Source organism: Methanosarcina sp. MTP4, assembly GCF_000970045.1.
GTDB lineage: Archaea > Halobacteriota > Methanosarcinia > Methanosarcinales > Methanosarcinaceae > MTP4.
In genome coordinates this window covers 1,511,258-1,528,190 of sequence record NZ_CP009505.1, presented here as the reverse complement: position 1 = coordinate 1,528,190, position 16,933 = coordinate 1,511,258, and the positions used below count along the sequence as shown (strand labels likewise).

Annotated in this window: 13 protein-coding genes; 7 read left to right on the top strand and 6 right to left on the bottom strand. The window is 50.6% G+C overall.

Annotated features, from left to right (window positions below):
• Positions 1-3: 3 nt before the first annotated feature.
• A complete protein-coding gene (locus MSMTP_RS06490) occupies positions 4-3,162 on the top strand; it encodes a type I restriction endonuclease subunit R (protein ID WP_082090523.1) in 3,159 nt (1,052 codons plus the stop codon).
• 97 nt (positions 3,163-3,259) lie between these two features.
• Here the strand turns inward: MSMTP_RS06490 and MSMTP_RS06485 are convergent, their stop codons facing one another.
• From MSMTP_RS06485 to MSMTP_RS06455, 6 genes are all read right to left on the bottom strand, one after another.
• Positions 3,260-4,195, bottom strand: coding sequence for a S16 family serine protease (locus tag MSMTP_RS06485; protein WP_048178318.1), 936 nt, complete (start codon positions 4,193-4,195; stop codon positions 3,260-3,262).
• 88 nt (positions 4,196-4,283) lie between these two features.
• Positions 4,284-5,663, bottom strand: a complete 1,380-nt coding sequence (locus tag MSMTP_RS06480; RefSeq protein ID WP_048178317.1) for an ATP-binding protein — start codon at positions 5,661-5,663, stop codon at positions 4,284-4,286.
• Positions 5,664-5,824: 161 nt separating this feature from the next.
• Entirely contained in the window at positions 5,825-6,172 is a 348-nt protein-coding gene (locus MSMTP_RS06475) for a hypothetical protein (protein ID WP_048178316.1), read from the bottom strand.
• A 457-nt stretch (positions 6,173-6,629) separates the two neighbouring features.
• Positions 6,630-8,234 carry a glutamine hydrolyzing CTP synthase gene (gene pyrG, locus MSMTP_RS06465; protein ID WP_048178314.1) on the bottom strand — a complete coding sequence of 535 codons (1,605 nt, stop codon included), beginning with the start codon at positions 8,232-8,234 and terminating at the stop codon, positions 6,630-6,632.
• 583 nt (positions 8,235-8,817) lie between these two features.
• Complete coding sequence (locus MSMTP_RS06460; RefSeq protein WP_048178313.1) at positions 8,818-9,576, bottom strand: hypothetical protein; 759 nt, start codon at positions 9,574-9,576, stop codon at positions 8,818-8,820.
• A gap of 17 nt (positions 9,577-9,593) precedes the next feature.
• On the bottom strand, positions 9,594-9,776 hold the full coding sequence (locus MSMTP_RS06455) for a methytransferase partner Trm112 (protein ID WP_048178312.1): 183 nt from the start codon (positions 9,774-9,776) through the stop codon (positions 9,594-9,596).
• Positions 9,777-10,341: 565 nt separating this feature from the next.
• Here MSMTP_RS06455 and cooS point away from each other — a divergent pair.
• From cooS to MSMTP_RS06425, 6 genes are all read left to right on the top strand, one after another.
• Positions 10,342-12,219 (top strand): anaerobic carbon-monoxide dehydrogenase catalytic subunit, encoded by a 1,878-nt coding sequence (gene cooS / locus MSMTP_RS06450; RefSeq protein ID WP_048178311.1) that lies wholly within the window; start codon positions 10,342-10,344, stop codon positions 12,217-12,219.
• 13 nt (positions 12,220-12,232) lie between these two features.
• The gene (locus tag MSMTP_RS06445; protein ID WP_048178310.1) at positions 12,233-12,748 is read left to right on the top strand and encodes a 4Fe-4S dicluster domain-containing protein; all 516 of its coding nucleotides are present in this window, start codon (positions 12,233-12,235) and stop codon (positions 12,746-12,748) included.
• Positions 12,749-12,792: 44 nt separating this feature from the next.
• Positions 12,793-14,856 carry a formate dehydrogenase subunit alpha gene (gene fdhF, locus MSMTP_RS06440; protein WP_231582946.1) on the top strand — a complete coding sequence of 688 codons (2,064 nt, stop codon included), beginning with the start codon at positions 12,793-12,795 and terminating at the stop codon, positions 14,854-14,856.
• Positions 14,857-14,859: 3 nt separating this feature from the next.
• Entirely contained in the window at positions 14,860-15,336 is a 477-nt protein-coding gene (locus MSMTP_RS06435) for a 4Fe-4S dicluster domain-containing protein (RefSeq protein ID WP_048178308.1), read from the top strand.
• On the top strand, positions 15,333-15,782 hold the full coding sequence (locus MSMTP_RS06430) for a ferredoxin family protein (RefSeq protein WP_048178307.1): 450 nt from the start codon (positions 15,333-15,335) through the stop codon (positions 15,780-15,782). The genes MSMTP_RS06435 and MSMTP_RS06430 overlap by 4 nt, the downstream gene beginning before the upstream one ends.
• A gap of 453 nt (positions 15,783-16,235) precedes the next feature.
• Positions 16,236-16,796: a universal stress protein gene (locus MSMTP_RS06425; protein ID WP_369799618.1), complete on the top strand. Its 561-nt coding sequence runs from the start codon at positions 16,236-16,238 to the stop codon at positions 16,794-16,796.
• Positions 16,797-16,933: the final 137 nt, after the last annotated feature.

The following is a 16,933-nucleotide window of genomic DNA, read 5'->3' as shown; positions in this document are numbered from 1 at the left end:
ATCATCCCCGAATCCGAAGTAGAAGAAGCGGCCCTTGAAATCCTCTCCGAGCTTGGCTACGGGTACCTTTACGGTCCTGACATTGCTCCTGATACGCCGGATGCCGAAAGGGAAAACTTCGGGACCGTCATTCTGCCCCACAGGCTCCGGGCTGCCGTAGAGAAATTGAACGAGGGGATCCCGAAAGAAGCGAGGGAAGAAGCAATAAAAAAGGTGCTTCGGGAAGAGAGCCAGGACCTCATACACAACAACCGGGCTTTTCACGAGATGCTGGTAAACGGGGTTGATGTGGAATATCAGGGGAAAGACGGGGAAACGGTTTATGATAAGGTCTGGCTTTTTGACTTTGCGGAGCCTGAGGAAAACGAGTTTCTGGCGGTCAACCAGTTTACCGTTATAGAGGACGGAAACGAAAGGCGCCCTGATATCGTGCTTTTTGTGAACGGGCTACCCCTTGTTGTGGTTGAGTTAAAGCGTCCCGATGAGGAAAACGGGTATGAGGACGAGGAGATTGTCTGGGATGCCTATAAGCAGTTCCAGACTTACAAAAAAGAGATTCCGACGCTCTTTCGCTACAACGCTTTCCTGATTATCAGTGACGGGCAGGAAGCGATGGCAGGGACGCTTACTTCGAACCGGGAATGGTTCGTGCCCTGGAAGACGGTTGACGGGGAAAAGCTTGCGGAGTTTAAGGTGCCGCCCATGGAGGTGCTCTTCCGGGGGATGTGCAGGCCTGAGATTCTGATAGACCTGGTCAGGCACTTTATTGTTTTTGAGGACGACCGGGGGAAGCTTATCAAGAAACTTGCGCGGTACCACCAGTACCACGCCGTGAACAGGGCTGTGGAGAAGACGAAGCTTGCTTCCATGCCCGAAGGGGACCGGAAGTGCGGGGTCATCTGGCATACGCAGGGGTCGGGAAAGAGCCTTTCCATGGTCTTTTATGCGGGAAAGCTGGTGCTCGGGCTTGACAACCCGACCATTGTCGTGATCACGGACCGGAATGACCTGGACGGGCAGCTTTTCGATAATTTTGCCCGCTGCAGCGAGATCCTGCGCCAGCAGCCTGTGCAGGCTGAGACAAGGGCACAGCTCCGGGAACTCCTTGCAGTGGCTTCGGGAGGGATTGTGTTTACAACGATCCAGAAGTTCTCACCCGAAAATGAAGAGGACCGGTTCCCGACCCTTTCCGGACGGCGGAATATCATTGTTATCGCCGACGAAGCCCACAGGAGCCAGTACGGGTTTGATGCGAAGTTCCGGGAAAAAGAAGTCGAAGAGGAAAAGGTTGCGGAAATCTCCTACGGCTTTGCAAAGCACATGCGAGATGCCCTTCCCAGCGCCTCCTTTATCGGCTTTACAGGGACTCCCATTGAGTTTGATGACCGGAGCACCCCTGCGGTCTTCGGGGACTACATCGACATCTACGACATCGAGCAGGCCGTAAATGACGGGGTCACGGTCCCTATCTTCTACGAAAGCCGGCTTTCAAAGCTGGACCTGGTAAAGGAAGCAAGGGAAACCCTGGACTCGGAATTTTCCATGATAACGGAAGGCAGGGAACTCTACGAGGCAGAAAAGCTCAAGTCAAAGTGGTCCAGGCTCGAAGCCGTGGTCGGAACTGAAGATAACCTGAAAAAACTTGCAGCCGACATAGTCTTCCACTTCGAGAAAAGGCTTGAAGACGGAATGGACGGAAAAGGCATGATAGTCTGTATGAGCAGACGGATCTGTGCTGACCTCTACAACGAAATAATAGCCCTTCGCCCGGAATGGCATGACGGGGACGACCTGAAAGGCAGGATAAAAGTGATCATCACCGGCAGCGCGGCGGATGACGAGCTTTTACAGCCGCACATAAGGAACAAAAGCCGCAGGACAAAGATCCGGGACAGGATGCAGGACCCAGAAGACCCCCTGAAGCTCGTAATCGTCTGCGATATGTGGCTGACCGGTTTTGACGCCCCCTGCCTGCATACCATGTACTTCATGAAATGGCTCCAGGGGCACAACCTTATGCAGGCTATTGCCCGCGTAAACCGGGTCTTCATGGACAAGCCTGGGGGCCTTATCGTTGACTACGTGGGCCTCCTCTACGACCTCAAGTACGCCATGGCAAACTACACGAAAAGCGGTGGCCGGGGCAGCCCTGCGGACTACAAGGACGAAGCCGTCGAGCTCATGCTCGAAAAGTACGAAATCGTCCGGGACCTTTTCTACGGCTTTGACTACATGCGGATCTTTTCTGCTTCCCCGAAAGAAAAACTCGGAATCGTCAGGGAAGGGGCGGATTTCATCCTTTCGAAGGGGAGGTCCGAAGCCCAGAGGACCCAGGAAAAAAAGCGCCTCATCCAGCACGTAACCGAGCTTTCGAAAGCCTTTGCCCTTTCCGTCCCGCATTCCGAGGCAGACAGGATCAGGGATGAAGTGGCATATTTCCAGGCTGTAAGAGCCATCCTTGTAAAGGTGGACAGGAAGCCTGCAAAATCAAAGTACGAAGTGAATTCGGCAATAAAAGAACTTGTTTCAAAATCGATTGCCAACAAAGAGATCATCGATTTCTTTGACCTTGTCGGAATAAAAAGACCCGACATCTCAATTCTCTCCGAAGACTTCCTTGCCGAAGTGCGGGACCTGCCCCAGAAGAACCTTGCCTATGAAGTCCTGAAAAAACTGCTCTACGACGAGATCAAAACCCGTTCCCGCAAGAACTTTATCCAGGGAAAGTCCTTTGCCGAAATGCTTGAGCGGGCAATCAACGAATACAAAAACCGGGGCATTGATACCGTTCAGGTCATCGAAGAACTCCTCGACCTGGCAAAGAAAATCAGCGAAGCCGACAAAAGGGGCGAGGAACTGGGCCTCAGCGAAGAAGAAATCGCCTTTTACGATGCCCTTGCCGACAATGAAAGTGCCGTGGAAGTCCTTGGCAATGAGACCTTAAGGCTCATGGCGGCGGAACTCGTCGGCATCATAAGGAAGAACGCAGGCATCGACTGGACCCTCCGGAAAAATATCCAGGCAAAAATGAGGATCAGCGTAAAGCGGCTGCTGAAAAAATACGGATATCCCCCCGACAAGCGGAAACTTGCGACCGAGAGCATCCTTAAACAGGCGGAACTGCTGTGCAGGGACGTCTCCTTTGAAGCATGTATGGCATAAAAATTTCCTTCATTTCTAATTTCTCATTTTTTATGAGTTGAAGACATCCCACAATTAAAGATCATACTTCAAAAAATCACTTCACAGACCCTTTCCATCACACCGCATACCTCACGACATCCTCAATAGTATCAACAAACTCGACGTCGATCCCCACATTTTCCTCGATGAACTCCTCGGTATCAATGAATTCGGGTTTTCTTTCAACGATTGTGAAGGGGCCTGCATCTCTCTGGACATAGGTGTAGCTGACAAGCTGGTCGTTTTCCCTGGGAAGGAGGATCAGGGTCTTGCCTCCGGCTTTTGCGGCTTCGGATTTTTCGATCACGCCACTGATGGGGCCGACGTTGCCTTCGCTGTCGATGGTGCCGGTGAGGGTTACGGAGTCGTTAAGTTCGGTGTCGTTGTCAAGAGCGGCGATGGTGAGGAGGGTCATGAGGGCACCGGCGCTTGGCCCGTCTACGGCAGGGATCGGCTCTTCAGCCGTGATGCTGAAGATCGTGTCGGTACCGGTGAGGCTCATATTGGCCTGGTCCTGGGCAACAAAGACCGCGGTGTTGGCGGCGTCCTGGAAGACCACACCCATCAGGGGGGTCGTCTGGACGAGTACGCGGCCTTTCCCTGGCCTGACCTCAACCGAGACATCGATAAGGGCACCTTCCTCAATAACCGTTTCCGAGACAAAGGGCCCATTTTCTCCTTCCTCGATTCTCTGGACCACAGCCGGAGCCTGCAGGGTTGCAAAGCCTTCCTGGCCCACAGGGCAGGCCTGGAACGTCGTTTCGAGCTCGACAACCCGGTTCCGGTAGAACTCGATCTGGGAAGCGTAGGACTGCAGGGACTGGTTATTGAGGAGGACCTGCACTTTCAGGGCCTCGTTCTCCTCTTCAAGGGAATTGATCCGGGCCTGCATCTCCCGAATCTGCTCCGCACTCTCCCCGGCTCCGAGAGGCTGCGGCTGGGCGAACCAGACGAAGTAAGCGTTTAGGACCAGGGATAAAATCAGAAGGAATGTCAGAATTTTCTTTACCATACCACTCATATATTATCGCCGATGTGATTTATTTCTTGCCTGAAAATGGAGCAAAAAGCAAGTTACCGCCTTTTTAAGGTCTTCAAGATTAACGGCAAGACACTACCTTCTCAAGGTCTTCAAGGTCAAAGACCAGATAACCTTTCTCCCTGAGCCCTCCTTTCCCATCGATTTTCCTTGCGACAATCCCGTAAATTTCATTCCGGGAACTGTCCCTCCATCTTACGAGAGGGGATTTTCTTTTAAGGGCTTCGAGGGATTTTTCTGCTGATTTTTTGTTCAAGGTTCGCCATTTGCACTCGATAAAAGTGATCGCATTCTCGGCCTCGTTTACGGCAAGAACGTCGATTTCCTCATTCCTGTGCCACCACCTGCCAGTGCGAAGAGCCGACGGAATAAGAAGAGGAACGAATTCTTTCTCCACAAAAGTCTCGAATTTCCTGGCAAAATACATTCTAAGGGCTTCAGGGTCAGCCCTGAATTCCAGACTGTCCCTTTCGATAACCTCCTTGTTTGCGGAAACGAAATTGAACCAGAAGTCGAAGACCTGGTCTTTTATAAGGTAGATGCCCATTCTGGAACTTCCGAAAAGTGAAACCCTGCGCTCCAGAAAACCGAGGCGGATCAGGTTTTCGAGATATGGGTAGATCTTCCTGGCCTCCATGCCCACGAAATTGGCAATTTCACCCGGCTTCGTGTTTCCGGAAGCAACAGCGTCCAGAATGGAAAAATAAGTCTTGAGTTCCCGGAATTCCTGCGAGATAATGAAGTAAGGTTCCCGATAAAAGTACCCGTACCTGTCAAAGAACTCATTTTCGATGAATTCGTCCAGGGAACCATATTCCGAAGCCTTGAGCAGGTACTCGGGAACCCCTCCGAGGGTCATATACGTCTTCAGGGTATCTTCAAAAGGCATATTCAGAAACTTACAGGCATCTGCAAACGGAAGCCCTTCAAGGAGGATATCCCGGGTTCGCCTCCCGTAAAGCGGAGATGCATGGGAAAGCACCATCTCACTCATGAGCCCGAGCATGGACCCGGAAAGCACGATGCAGACGTTTGACCCCGAAAGGACAGAGTCCCAGTACTTTTGAAGGGTGCTGAGAATGCTACGGTCGTTTTTTATAAGGTAGGAAAATTCATCGATGCAGAGGTAGAAACGCTCCTCCGGCAAATTTTTCGTGAAATAAGCAAAAAGCTGGTCCCAGTCCCTGAAGTCCAGGCTTCCAAGAAGTTCGTCCTCCAAGAACTCGGCAAGTTTCTCCCTGAAACGCATGATCTGGATGTGGGGAGATACATCTTCGCCGACATAGAAAACTCCCGGTTTGTCCCTGATAAACTCGGTCAGCAGGCGGGTCTTTCCAATCCGGCGGCGGCCGTAAAGCACAATAAGGCTTCCTCGCTTTTTCTTCCATTCCTTTTCGAGGAGGGAGAGTTCTTTCTCGCGGCCGACAAAAGTACTAATCATGATTAGTACTAATTTGGATTAGTACTTTAAAGTATCGGGTTCTAAAGGAAAAAAATAATTTACCAAATTTCAACCTATAAATCAAAGTTACGCTGGCGCACCCCACTGCAAGCTACGGGGTATTCGACTGAAATAAAAAGAGTAAGCCCTCATATAGAGGGTTAAAGTCCATCAACATAATAAGTATATTCGTAATCTATATTTCTTTCCCCATCAAGAACAAGGGTTATTTGCTTGGTTTCGCCTGGTTCTAAATTTACAATTTGAGTTTCTGAATCTCGCACTTCCCCAGTGTTTTCTACTAACAGTTCCGCCGTTACTTTTGAACTTTTTGAAACGCTTCCTTCATTCTGTACCCACAAATCAACGTGATAGACAATTCCTTTAGATAAATCAAAAGAAGACTCACATCTATCCTGTACAACAACAATTCCTGCTTCATCAATACAACCAACAAATGAACATGCCAAAAGAACTAAAACTAAGACTAAAATAGAAATATGCCTCATAATTAGGAAAACACCACATACATATATAAATATTTATAAATGTCCAGACTCGCAAATAAATTATACACGTGCAGAAATTTAACGAAGGGCAAATATTGAGGGCTGAACCAGATAATAAACCCTATAATTCAACATTCAATTCAAAAACTGTAAAGTTTAAATTTAATAAGAAGTCTATTGGCCAAATGTAGCAGCTATTCAAAGTCTTGTTTTCCATATTCAGTCTAATTGAAAAGCCGTTCACTTCGTGAACGGGACTGCTGCCGGGTCCTGGATACGAAATGGGAACCCCTGCACCCGGATACCCGCACCAAATTTCAACCAAAGCCGGAAATCAGCACAAAAAATAGCTAAAAAAGGGGTTTGGTTTCCAGCAAGCAACTGATGAAAAGACACTGCAAAAAAAGTAGAGAGAAAGAGCCGGATGGCCCTTTGCTTCACTTTGCTTCACTTCGCTTTACTGTCCTTCCCTTGCCTTCCTGTAGTCCCTCATTGCGGAAGCAAAGGCCTTGAACGGTGGGGACGGCCTGCCGGGCCGGGACCTGAATTCGGGGTGGAACTGGGAAGCGAAGAAGAAACGCTTGTCGGGGATTTCGGAAATCTCCATCCTGTTCTTGTTCTTACCGGAGAAGACTATGCCAAAGGACTCCAGGCGCTCAACGAATTCGGGGTTGACTTCGTACCTGTGGCGGTGGCGTTCTATGATGTAGTTGCTGCCATAGATCTTTTCGGCCATTGAGCCTTCTTTGAGGATGGCTTCGTAGTCGCCAAGACGCATCGTGCCGCCAAGGTCGGCAACTCCGGTCTGTTCGGGGAGGATATCGATTACGGGGTAGGGGGTGTCCTCATCGAACTCGGTGGAGTTTGCACCTTCGAGGCCCGCGACGTTTCTTGAAAACTCGATTACTGCAAGCTGCATGCCCATGCAGAGGCCAAGGAAAGGAATGTCGTTTTCGCGGGCAAACCTGATTGCCATGATCTTGCCTTCGGTCCCGCGTTCGCCAAAGCCGCCGGGGATCAGGAGCCCGTCATACTGGCGGAGCTTTTCGAGTTCTTTGGGGTCGTTTTCAAAGTCCTCGGCATCGACCATTTCGATGTCGGCTTTGCAGCCGCACTCGATTGCCCCGTGCTTAACGGCTTCGAAGATGCTAAGGTAGGAGTCCTCAAGATGGGTGTATTTCCCGACAATTGCCAGTTTTACCTCATCTTTCATGTTCCTCATCCTGGAAACCATTTCCTTCCAGGCAGGATCCTCAAAGTCGGATTCCAGTTTGAGGCGCTGCATGAGTTTGGTGGTCAGGCCCTGCTCTTCGATTACCAGGGGGACTTCGTAGATATCGTTCGCGTCGTGGGCGCTGATGACCAGTTCCTGGGGGACGTCACAGAAAAGGGCGATCTTTTCCTTTGCAGCCTCATGCAGGGGGGTCTTTGACCGGGTAACGATTACATCCGGACTCAGCCCGAGGGTCCTCAGGTCCTTTACCGAGTGCTGAGAGGGTTTGGTCTTCTGCTCGCCCTGGAGGTCTTCCATAACCAGGGTCACGTGGATGAAAACGATGTTTTCGGCCGGCTCTTCCCTGTGCATCTGGCGGACAGCTTCCAGGAAAGGCATGCTCTCGATATCTCCCACGGTCCCGCCGATTTCCACCAGGCAAATGTCAGCCCCGCTCCGGGCCGCAACTTTCCGGATCCTGTTCTTGATCTCGTTTGTGATATGGGGAATGATTTGGACAGTCTTTCCCAGGTAGTCACCTTTCCGCTCCTTTGCGATAACCGCCTGGTAGATCTTTCCCGTGGTGAAGTTATGGTCCCGGGTCAATTCCGTATCAAGGAACCGTTCGTAGTTCCCGAGGTCCAGGTCCACCTCGCCCCCGTCCTTCAGCACGAATACTTCCCCGTGCTGGTAGGGGCTCATTGTGCCTGCGTCAATGTTGATGTAGGGGTCGATCTTGATAGCCGTAACTTTATAGCCTTTGTTTTTCAGGTTCCTACCAATGGACGCGATGGTGATGCCTTTTCCAAGCCCGCTCATCACACCACCGGTAACTACAATATACTTCATGGGTCAGCTTCCTCGACAATTTAATAGGGATTAATAGGAATTAATAAGTTAATGGGAGTATTAAAAGGATAACACTGATTCAAAGAATAATATGATATTGAAATTGAAACCAGTGTTGTGGGTAACATTGCGGGCAACATCCGCATAATTTTCAATATTGTGCCTGCATAAGAACACAATACCAATAGGCTCATAATATAAAAAAATAGTCTTTAGTCCTTTTCCTTATTCATATATTTCAGCCTTTGCCTAACCATTTCAGCCTTTAACCAAATATTTCAGCCATTGGTAAGCCATTAAAGGAATTAATAAGTCATTTAAGAGTTTTTCAGCCATTTAAAAAAAATATTAAGCCATTAATAAGCCATTAAAAGAATTAATCAGCCATTAAAGAAATTAATCAGCCTATTAAGAACTTTTTAAACCTTTTAAAATCTTTTTTAGGCATTAAAGGAAGTTAATAGCAGTTAAAGGCATTATTCAGCCTTAATAATCAGTTCAGGAATTTTAATTCACACCCCACCCCTCAGCTCTTCCGGGACTTTCGATTTGTCTCCAAAACAGTCTGATTTTCAGGGAAGGGTCAGCCATCCTCCATTATTTTCAGCAGGAGATAGGTTATGCAGGTGACAAAAAGGATCGAAAACACCAGGGCATGGGCGAAACTGACTCTGAACCCCATTCCCTCAGGCAAAACGAAGTAGAGAGAAAAAAGGGAGACAAGCAGCAGGAAACCTCCAAGAGCCAGGGTCAAAGGCAACTTATCGGCCTCATTAACTGGTTTCCGGGTTTTGTTCCCGGATTTCCAGGTTTGTGAACCCTCACTTCCGAAGAGCTTTTTCAGGAATGAAACGGAAAAGCTACCAGCTCCGCTTCCGCTTCCCCTGGGGTTTGAAACCTTCTTTTTATGGGCATCCCCTCCCGGCCTGTAAGGCCTGAGCTCATCGTTATCTTCCCAAACCTGGATTTCATCTTCGGGCTCTTTTAGCTTTTCGTCCTTTTTTCCGAGCTGGACGGGAAATCCGTTCTTTTTCGAACCGTAACCGGCGGTAATGAAAATCTTCCCTTCGGTGAGCACCTTTCCGTCCCGCGGGATCCTCGCAACCGCAGAAACGTATTCCTTGTGCAGGACGTAGGGGTTATCCCTCAAAAAAGTAATATTTCCTTTCAAATCCTCGCTAACCGAAAAATGAATGTGGGTTGGAGAACCCTGGTTTGTGACCAGGATTTCAAAGGTCTGCTCTTCCCCGGGAGCCAGGGGGATTTCAATATCCTCCGTCTCAAACTCTATAGAGTTAAGTTCCTGCCGGTTAATTATAACATTCTGCACTATCTGCTGCAAGTTCAAAACCCCTCAAATCAATTTCGGAGATCAGGAGGAAGCAGGTTAGGAATCCCCTCATCTATAGGGTAATGCTCACCGCAAGCAGGGCAGTAGAGGGTCCCGGATATGATCTCTTCTTCATTTTCTTCCACCACATTCAAAACCAGGTCGCCTTTGCAGACCGGGCAGGCCAAAATCTCCATCAGATCTTTTTTCACTCTATTTTCACCATCAAAGTCAGTTGTGAGGATAGCAGGAAAGGGATTTCCCTTTAGATTAAAGTATCTATTTTTCCATTTATTAAAATCAACTTATTCTCAGAGCATTAGGAATAAACTTATTCTTCAGCATAAAATCAACTTATTCTTCAAAATATTAAAATCATCTTTGTATTTTACTGATCTGTATAACTTCCAAATTATTTACGATTTGGGGTTTTGGCCATTTTAGCTTAAAAGCAGGAGAGAATAAAGAGAACTTTCGTGAAAACAAATTTTGTTGCTTTTGAAGCTCAAAAAATATTCAGACAAGTTAACAATGTTACCCCCCGGGTTACAATTTAAAAAAACGATCCAGTGACAACTATATACAAGAACAGTAAGACGTTGTAAATATATTAACATAGGGTAACATTTCAGAATGTTTAAATAGCGAAACTGCCTTTGGAAATTTAAGAAATTGAAAAACATAAAGGAGTTGGCAGGGAGGGAACTGTGAAAGAATAGTTGTTACTTTAAAGGTAACAACCCTTCAAAACATAAAAATAAACAATGAAGTGATAAGATGGCATCAAAAGCACAGGACAGAAGCATCGACCCAGCTTCCCTGATCATGCTCAAACAGGCTGAAAAGGAAGGTATAGAAACCGCCTGGGACCGCTACGAGAAACAGCAGCCTCAGTGCAGCTTCGGACAGTTAGGAATTTGCTGCAGGAACTGCAACATGGGCCCCTGCAGAATAGACCCCTTCGGGGAAGGCGCGGATAAAGGAGTTTGCGGAGCTACGGCAGACATCATTGTAGCAAGAAACCTCCTCAGGATGATCGCAGCAGGCGCAGCCGCCCATTCTGACCATGCCAGGGACGCCGTGCTGACCTTCAAGAAAATGACCGAAGGCGAAGCCGGAAGCTACGGCCTGAAAGACGAAGCGAAACTAAAAGCTCTTGCAGCCGAGTACGGCATCTCTGTCGAAGAGAGGAGCAAGGAAGAAATAGCAGCCGAACTTGCCGATGCCCTGGTTGCCGAATTCGGAAAACAGGAAGGTCCGATACAGTTTACCCGCCGGGCTCCCGTAGAAAGGGTTAAGCTCTGGACGAAACTCGGAATTGACCCGAGAGGTGTGGACAGGGAAATAGTGGAGTGCATGCACAGGACCCATATCGGTGTGGACAACGACCCGGTCCATATCCTCCTGCACGGGCTCAGGACCAGTCTTTCGGACGGCTGGGGCGGGTCCATGATCGCGACGGACGTCCAGGACGTGCTCTTCGGGACCCCGACTCCGATCAAATCCACCGTAAACCTCGGGGTGCTTGCCGAAGACAAGGTTAACCTTGTAATGCACGGGCACGAATCCATCCTCTCGGAAATGATTCTGGAAGCTTCCGATGACCCCGAAATCCTGAAGCTTGCAAAGGAAAAAGGAGCAAAAGGAATTAACATTACAGGCATGTGCTGCACCGGAAACGAGACCCTCATGCGCCACGGGATCCCTACCGCGGGAAACTTCCTCCAGCAGGAACTTGCCGTCATAACCGGGGCTGTGGAAGCCATGGTCGTGGACGTGCAGTGTATCATGCCGGCCCTCGGGGCACTTACTAGCTGCTACCACACGAAATTCATCTCCACCTCCCCGAAAGCCGACTTTCCGGGAACCGTGAGAATGGAGTTCCACGAAGAAACCGCCTATGAGACTGCAAAAGAGATCGTAAGGACCGCGGTCGAAAACTACCCGAACAGGAACCCTGCAAGAGTCAACATCCCTGCCGAGAAACAGGAATGCATGGTCGGTTTCAGCGCTGAAGCCATCCTCGCCGCCCTTGGAGGCAGCCCTGCCCCCCTCATAGACGCGATTACCGGTGGAGACGTAAAGGGTATCGGGGCAGTTGTGGGCTGCAACAATGTCAAGGTCAAGCACAACTACGGGCACGTCAACCTTGTAAAGGAACTGATTAAGAACAACGTTCTGGTAGTCACCACCGGCTGCAACGCAATTGCCTGTGCCGAAGAAGGCCTGCTCAAACCCGAAGCTGCTGACCAGGCAGGAGAAGGGTTAAAAGGCGTCTGCAAAGCCCTGGGAATCCCCCCTGTCCTGCACATGGGTTCCTGTGTAGACATTAGCCGGATTCTGGTGCTCGCCGCAGTTGTGGCAAAGGCCCTTGGCGTGGACATCAGCGACCTTCCGGCAGCAGGGGCAGCCCCCGAATGGATGAGCGAAAAAGCCGTCAGCATCGGGACATACGTGGTCTCTTCGGGCGTTTATACCGTACTCGGGACAGTGCCCCCGGTCCTCGGAAGCGGGGCAGTCACAGGGCTCCTGACAGAAGGACTCGATGAGGTAGTCGGAGCAAGCTTTGCCGTGGAACCGGACCCCTTCAAGGCTGCTGACCTGATGATCGAGCACATAGAAGATAAAAGAAAAGCCCTGGGCCTCGAGCCCTGAAGAGGTGGACCTGATGAAGGAAGTCATGATCCGCCCGGAGCGCTGCATGGGCTGCCGGTCCTGTGAGATTGCCTGTGCCGTGGAACACTCCGAAAGCAAGGACCTCTTCACGGCCATAGGGGAAAGCCCGGTACCCCGCAAGCGAATTTATGTTGAGTATATCCCGGACTTTGCCGTTGCGGTCCCCATAACCTGCCGGCACTGTGAAGATGCTCCCTGCACCACCGTCTGCCCCACAAACGCCCTTTCCCGAGACGAGGTTAGCAGGAGAGTTACCCACAACCCGGACCTCTGCATTGGTTGCTGGACCTGTTCCATGGTCTGCAATTACGGGGTAATCGGGAGGCAAAAAGAAGCACGCGTTGCCGTGAAATGTGACCTCTGCCCGGACAGGGAAGTCCCTGCCTGTGTGGAAGCCTGTCCAACCGGCGCCCTGGTCTTCGCCGAAGTTAAGGATTTCTCGGGGATCAAACGCAGCCAGGCCGCCCTGAAACTGGCAAAAGGAGTACAGACCGGAATCGTTCCCTGATCAAACCCTATACGGAAACACCAGAAAAAATCCGGTGAATGGAAGTGAAACCCACGCAAGAAAAACCCCCTCTCCCGACAGTCTCCCACCCTACAATCTGCCCCTACTGCAGCCTTGGATGCGGATTTTATCTGGAGCTTGAAGAAGGTAAAGCCGCAGGCATCCGCTATATGCCCGAACACCCGGTAAACGAAGGAAGCCTCTGCCCGAAAGGCAACACTGTCCTGGAAGTCCTGAACCACCCCGACCGCCTTAAATACCCCATGAAAAAGACCGAAAACGGCTGGGAAAGGATCGAATGGGAAGCAGCCCTGGAGCTTGCGGCGGCAAAACTGAAAGGGTCGCTGGAAAAATCCGGGCCAGCCTCCCTGGCTTTTCTGGGCTCTGCCAAGTGCAGTAACGAAGAAAACTACATATTCCAGAAAATTGCCAGGCTACTCGGGACGAATAATGTGGACAACTGCGCAAGGCTCTGCCATGCTTCCACCTTGACCGGCCTTGGAAAAACCCTGGGTACGGGAGCTATGACAAACCCCATTTCAGACCTTGCCTCCTCGGAGTGCATTTTCGTGATTGGGTCAAACTTCGCAGAAAACCACCCTCCCGTTTCCCGACAGGTCCTCAGGGCAAAGGAAAAAGGGGCCCTTGTGATTGTAGCCGACCCTCGCATAACCCCTACAAGCTGGCTTGCGGACCTTGCACTGCGGCTTGAACCGGGAACCGACATTGCCCTCCTGAACGGGATGATGCACGTAATCGTCTCCGAAGGGCTCTGGGACAGGGAATTTGTCCGGGAAAGGACCAGGGGCTTTTCCGAACTGGAACAGAACCTTCAAAGGTATGACCCCGAAACTGTCTCCAACATTACAGGCATCCCTTCGGCAGACATAATAAAAGCTGCAAGGGCTTATGCGCGCGCAGGGACTGCAGCCATCGTCTACTCCATGGGGATTACCCAGCACGTTTCGGGCACGGACAACGTAACAGCCTGTGCAGACCTTGCCCTTATCTGCGGGCACATAGGGAAAAAAGGGACCGGAATCCTCCCCCTTAGAGGCCAGAACAACGTGCAGGGAGCCTGTGACATGGGAGCCCTGGCCGAATTCTACCCGGGGTACGGGAAAGTGGGGGACCCCGACGCAGCCGGACGCATGCAGAGCCTCTGGGGGGCAAAAAAGCTTCCCGAAAGTCCGGGCCTTACGGCGACGGAAATGCTTGAAGCCGCAGGGGAAGGAAAAATCAAAGCCCTCTACGTGATGGGAGAAGACCCGGTCAACTCGAACCCGGACTCCTCACAGGTGAAAAAAGCCCTGGAGAAACTGGACTTCCTGGTGGTACAGGACATTTTCATGACCGACACTGCCGAACATGCCGACCTGGTTCTCCCCGCGGCTTCCTTTGCCGAAAAAGAAGGCAGCTTCACCTCCACGGAAAGGCGGGTCCAGTGGGTGGAACCTGCCCTTCTGCCGCCCGGCGAAGCCAGGGCTGACCTGGAGATCCTGTTCAGGCTTGCGAAAAACCTCGGGCTGGATTTCCCCTGCAGAGATGCAGGAGAGGTCCTGGAAGAAATTACCGCTGCTGTCCCGGCTTACGGGGGTATGACAAAAGAGAGGCTGAAAAAGGACTTCGGACTTATCTGGCCCTGTCCCTACCCCGGCCACCCCGGAACCCCTGTCCTGCACACGAACAGTTTCAGGACCCTGGACGGGCTTGCCAGGATCGTCCCCGTGGAACACAGGAGCCCTGCGGAAACCCCGGGTCCCGAGTATCCATTCTTGCTCACCACCGGGAGAACAGTGCTCCACTATAATGCAGGCTCCATGAGCAGGCGGAGCAAATCCCTGCTTAAAAAAGAACCCGAACTCTACGTGGAGATCAACCCCGCAGATGCCAGGACAATGGAAATCAGGGAAGGGAACAAACTTTTGCTGGAAACCCGGCGGGGGAAAACGGAAGTAATAGCCCGGCTGACCGAAAGAGTGGGGCAAGGGGTGCTCTTCCTGCCCTTCCATTTCCCGGGGACAAATGCCCTGACCGCAGGTTCCCTTGACAGGGAAGCCAAAATCCCCGAATTCAAGGTTTCGGCCTGCAGGATCAGGAGGGATTGAAAAATGCCGGAAGCCGTCTATGCTGACCTGTCCCGCTGTATCGCCTGCCACGCCTGCGAACTTGCCTGCGAGAGGGAAAACGAAAGCGCAAGGATTTCCGTACAGGTCGTAAGGGGCCTTGCTGCCGTTCCCGTTTCCTGCCGCCAGTGCGAAACCCCCCTCTGCGCTGCCGTCTGTCCCGGAGAAGCCCTGAACTACGGGGACAGCGGGCTTGAGTACGATGCCGAAAAATGTATCGGATGCCGGCTCTGCGTCCTTGCCTGTCCCTTCGGGACTGCGGAATTAAGGGCTGGTGTTGTGGAGCGCTGTGACCTCTGCCAGGGAAAAGAAATTCCTGCCTGTGTGGCGACCTGCCCTGCAGGAGCTCTCTTCCGTGCCGAAGCCGAAAGCCTCGGAGGAAATACCAGGACCAGAAGGGCAGAAAGGATTAAAAAAGCCCTTGGAACCCCGGAGCCTGCCGGCAGGAGGGAAAACAGATGAAAGAAAGCACAAGGATGCTCGTACCTGATGAAGAAAAGTGCATCGGGTGCAGGGCCTGCACCACAGTCTGCCCCGAGAAGCTCATCGCCTTTTCCGAAGAGGGAAACATGCGACGTATAAGCTTCCCTGCAAACTGCAGCCCGGACTGCGAGCTCTGCGCCCTTGCCTGCCCTGAAAAGGCAATAAGCTTCATTTTCCCTGTAGAGTTGGAAAAAAGCCGGGTCCCACTCGAAAGCCAGACCCTTGACTTCGAGCTTGTGCCCTGCCAGAAATGCGGGACTGCCTTTGCAACCAGAAGGGAACTCGAGAAGATAAGGACAGCTATTTCGGAAAAAATCCCCCTTCCTCCAACAGGAGGCTTCTGGGTGGAACTCTGCCCCGGCTGTCGTCAGGCAGCGTTCAGAGAAAAGCAAGCAGAAACAATTATTCAGGCAAGAAAGTTTTAAAAAATCGAAAAAGCCCGGCAGTATCAATTATAGTCAATGCCCCGAATTCCTTCCCCAATCTCAAGTGAAAGTTTAACCACAGAAAGCCCGGAAAACACGGAATAAAGGAAATAGGGGCACAATCCTTCCGTGCTTTCCGTGTCTTCCGTGGTTGTAAAGTAAGTATAAATATGTACGTTCGGGACTACAGACCAGTTGATTAGACCAGTTGATTAGACCAGTTAATTCTGTCCGGGCTTCATCCACACTTTTTCAGGATTTTTATTTTTTGTCTCTATTAATCCATATTTTTCCTACGTTCCGATTAGCAACACTTTCAACAGGAGTTTACGACCATCTTTTAAGAGATAATTCCATAATGGATAAATCGGATAACAATTAATATAGAGTAGTATTATAATATACTCAACATATAATTAATTTAAGCCGGGATGCGCGTAGATTAATGCACGCATGCACTTGAAAGAAAAAGCCGACTGTGCCAGGATAAAGTTTCTTGAAGCGGGAATCCCGGGCATAGGACTGAAGGCGAACTTAAAAGGGGAGTTTGGTATGGAAACCGGAACATATAATAGGGTAATGATTGCAAGCGACGGTTCGGAACTGGGCAGGAAAGCTGTCCACAATGGAATTGAAATTGCAAGACTGAGCGGGGCAAAAGTCTATGCTGTTTATGTGGTAAGTTCGGGAGGGCGTTCCGCAATACCCAGGGATGCTGGCTGGGAAAAAGCAATGAAAGAACACCTCAGGACCGAAGGGGAAAATGCTACAAACTTCATTGAAGAAAAAGGCAAAGCTGCCGGTGTCGAGGTGAAATCCGTAATCCTCGAAGGAAACCCCGGGGACGAGCTTGTTAAATTTGCGGACAAGAACGACATCGACCTGGTCGTGATGGGGACGCAGGGGAAATCCGGAGTCCAGCGCTTCCTCCTTGGAAGTGTGGCTGAAAACGTGGTCAGGCACTCAAAGAACGCGGTGCTCGTCGTGAGGGGAGAGAAAGCCGAAGAAAGCTGAAAATAGCAAAGCAGAAAGCAAAGCATGAAGCACAGTTGAAAATAGCAAAGTCGAAAACAAAAACTAAAAAATGTAAAAGTTTTCGGGCAGCTTATCCGGAATTCTCGGGATAAATTGATGTACCTGTCCGACTCTAA

What these genes read in the sequence shown, in the direction of transcription:
- MSMTP_RS06445 (WP_048178310.1), top strand. Translation starts at nt 12,233, where the DNA reads ATGAAGGAAGTCATGATCCGCCCGGAGCGCTGCATGGGCTGCCGGTCC.
- MSMTP_RS06475 (WP_048178316.1), bottom strand. Translation starts at nt 6,172, where the DNA reads ATGAGGCATATTTCTATTTTAGTCTTAGTTTTAGTTCTTTTGGCATGT.
- MSMTP_RS06425 (WP_369799618.1), top strand. Translation starts at nt 16,236, where the DNA reads ATGCACTTGAAAGAAAAAGCCGACTGTGCCAGGATAAAGTTTCTTGAA.
- MSMTP_RS06485 (WP_048178318.1), bottom strand. Translation starts at nt 4,195, where the DNA reads ATGGTAAAGAAAATTCTGACATTCCTTCTGATTTTATCCCTGGTCCTA.
- MSMTP_RS06430 (WP_048178307.1), top strand. Translation starts at nt 15,333, where the DNA reads ATGAAAGAAAGCACAAGGATGCTCGTACCTGATGAAGAAAAGTGCATC.
- MSMTP_RS06435 (WP_048178308.1), top strand. Translation starts at nt 14,860, where the DNA reads ATGCCGGAAGCCGTCTATGCTGACCTGTCCCGCTGTATCGCCTGCCAC.
- pyrG (WP_048178314.1), bottom strand. Translation starts at nt 8,234, where the DNA reads ATGAAGTATATTGTAGTTACCGGTGGTGTGATGAGCGGGCTTGGAAAA.
- cooS (WP_048178311.1), top strand. Translation starts at nt 10,342, where the DNA reads ATGGCATCAAAAGCACAGGACAGAAGCATCGACCCAGCTTCCCTGATC.
- MSMTP_RS06480 (WP_048178317.1), bottom strand. Translation starts at nt 5,663, where the DNA reads ATGATTAGTACTTTTGTCGGCCGCGAGAAAGAACTCTCCCTCCTCGAA.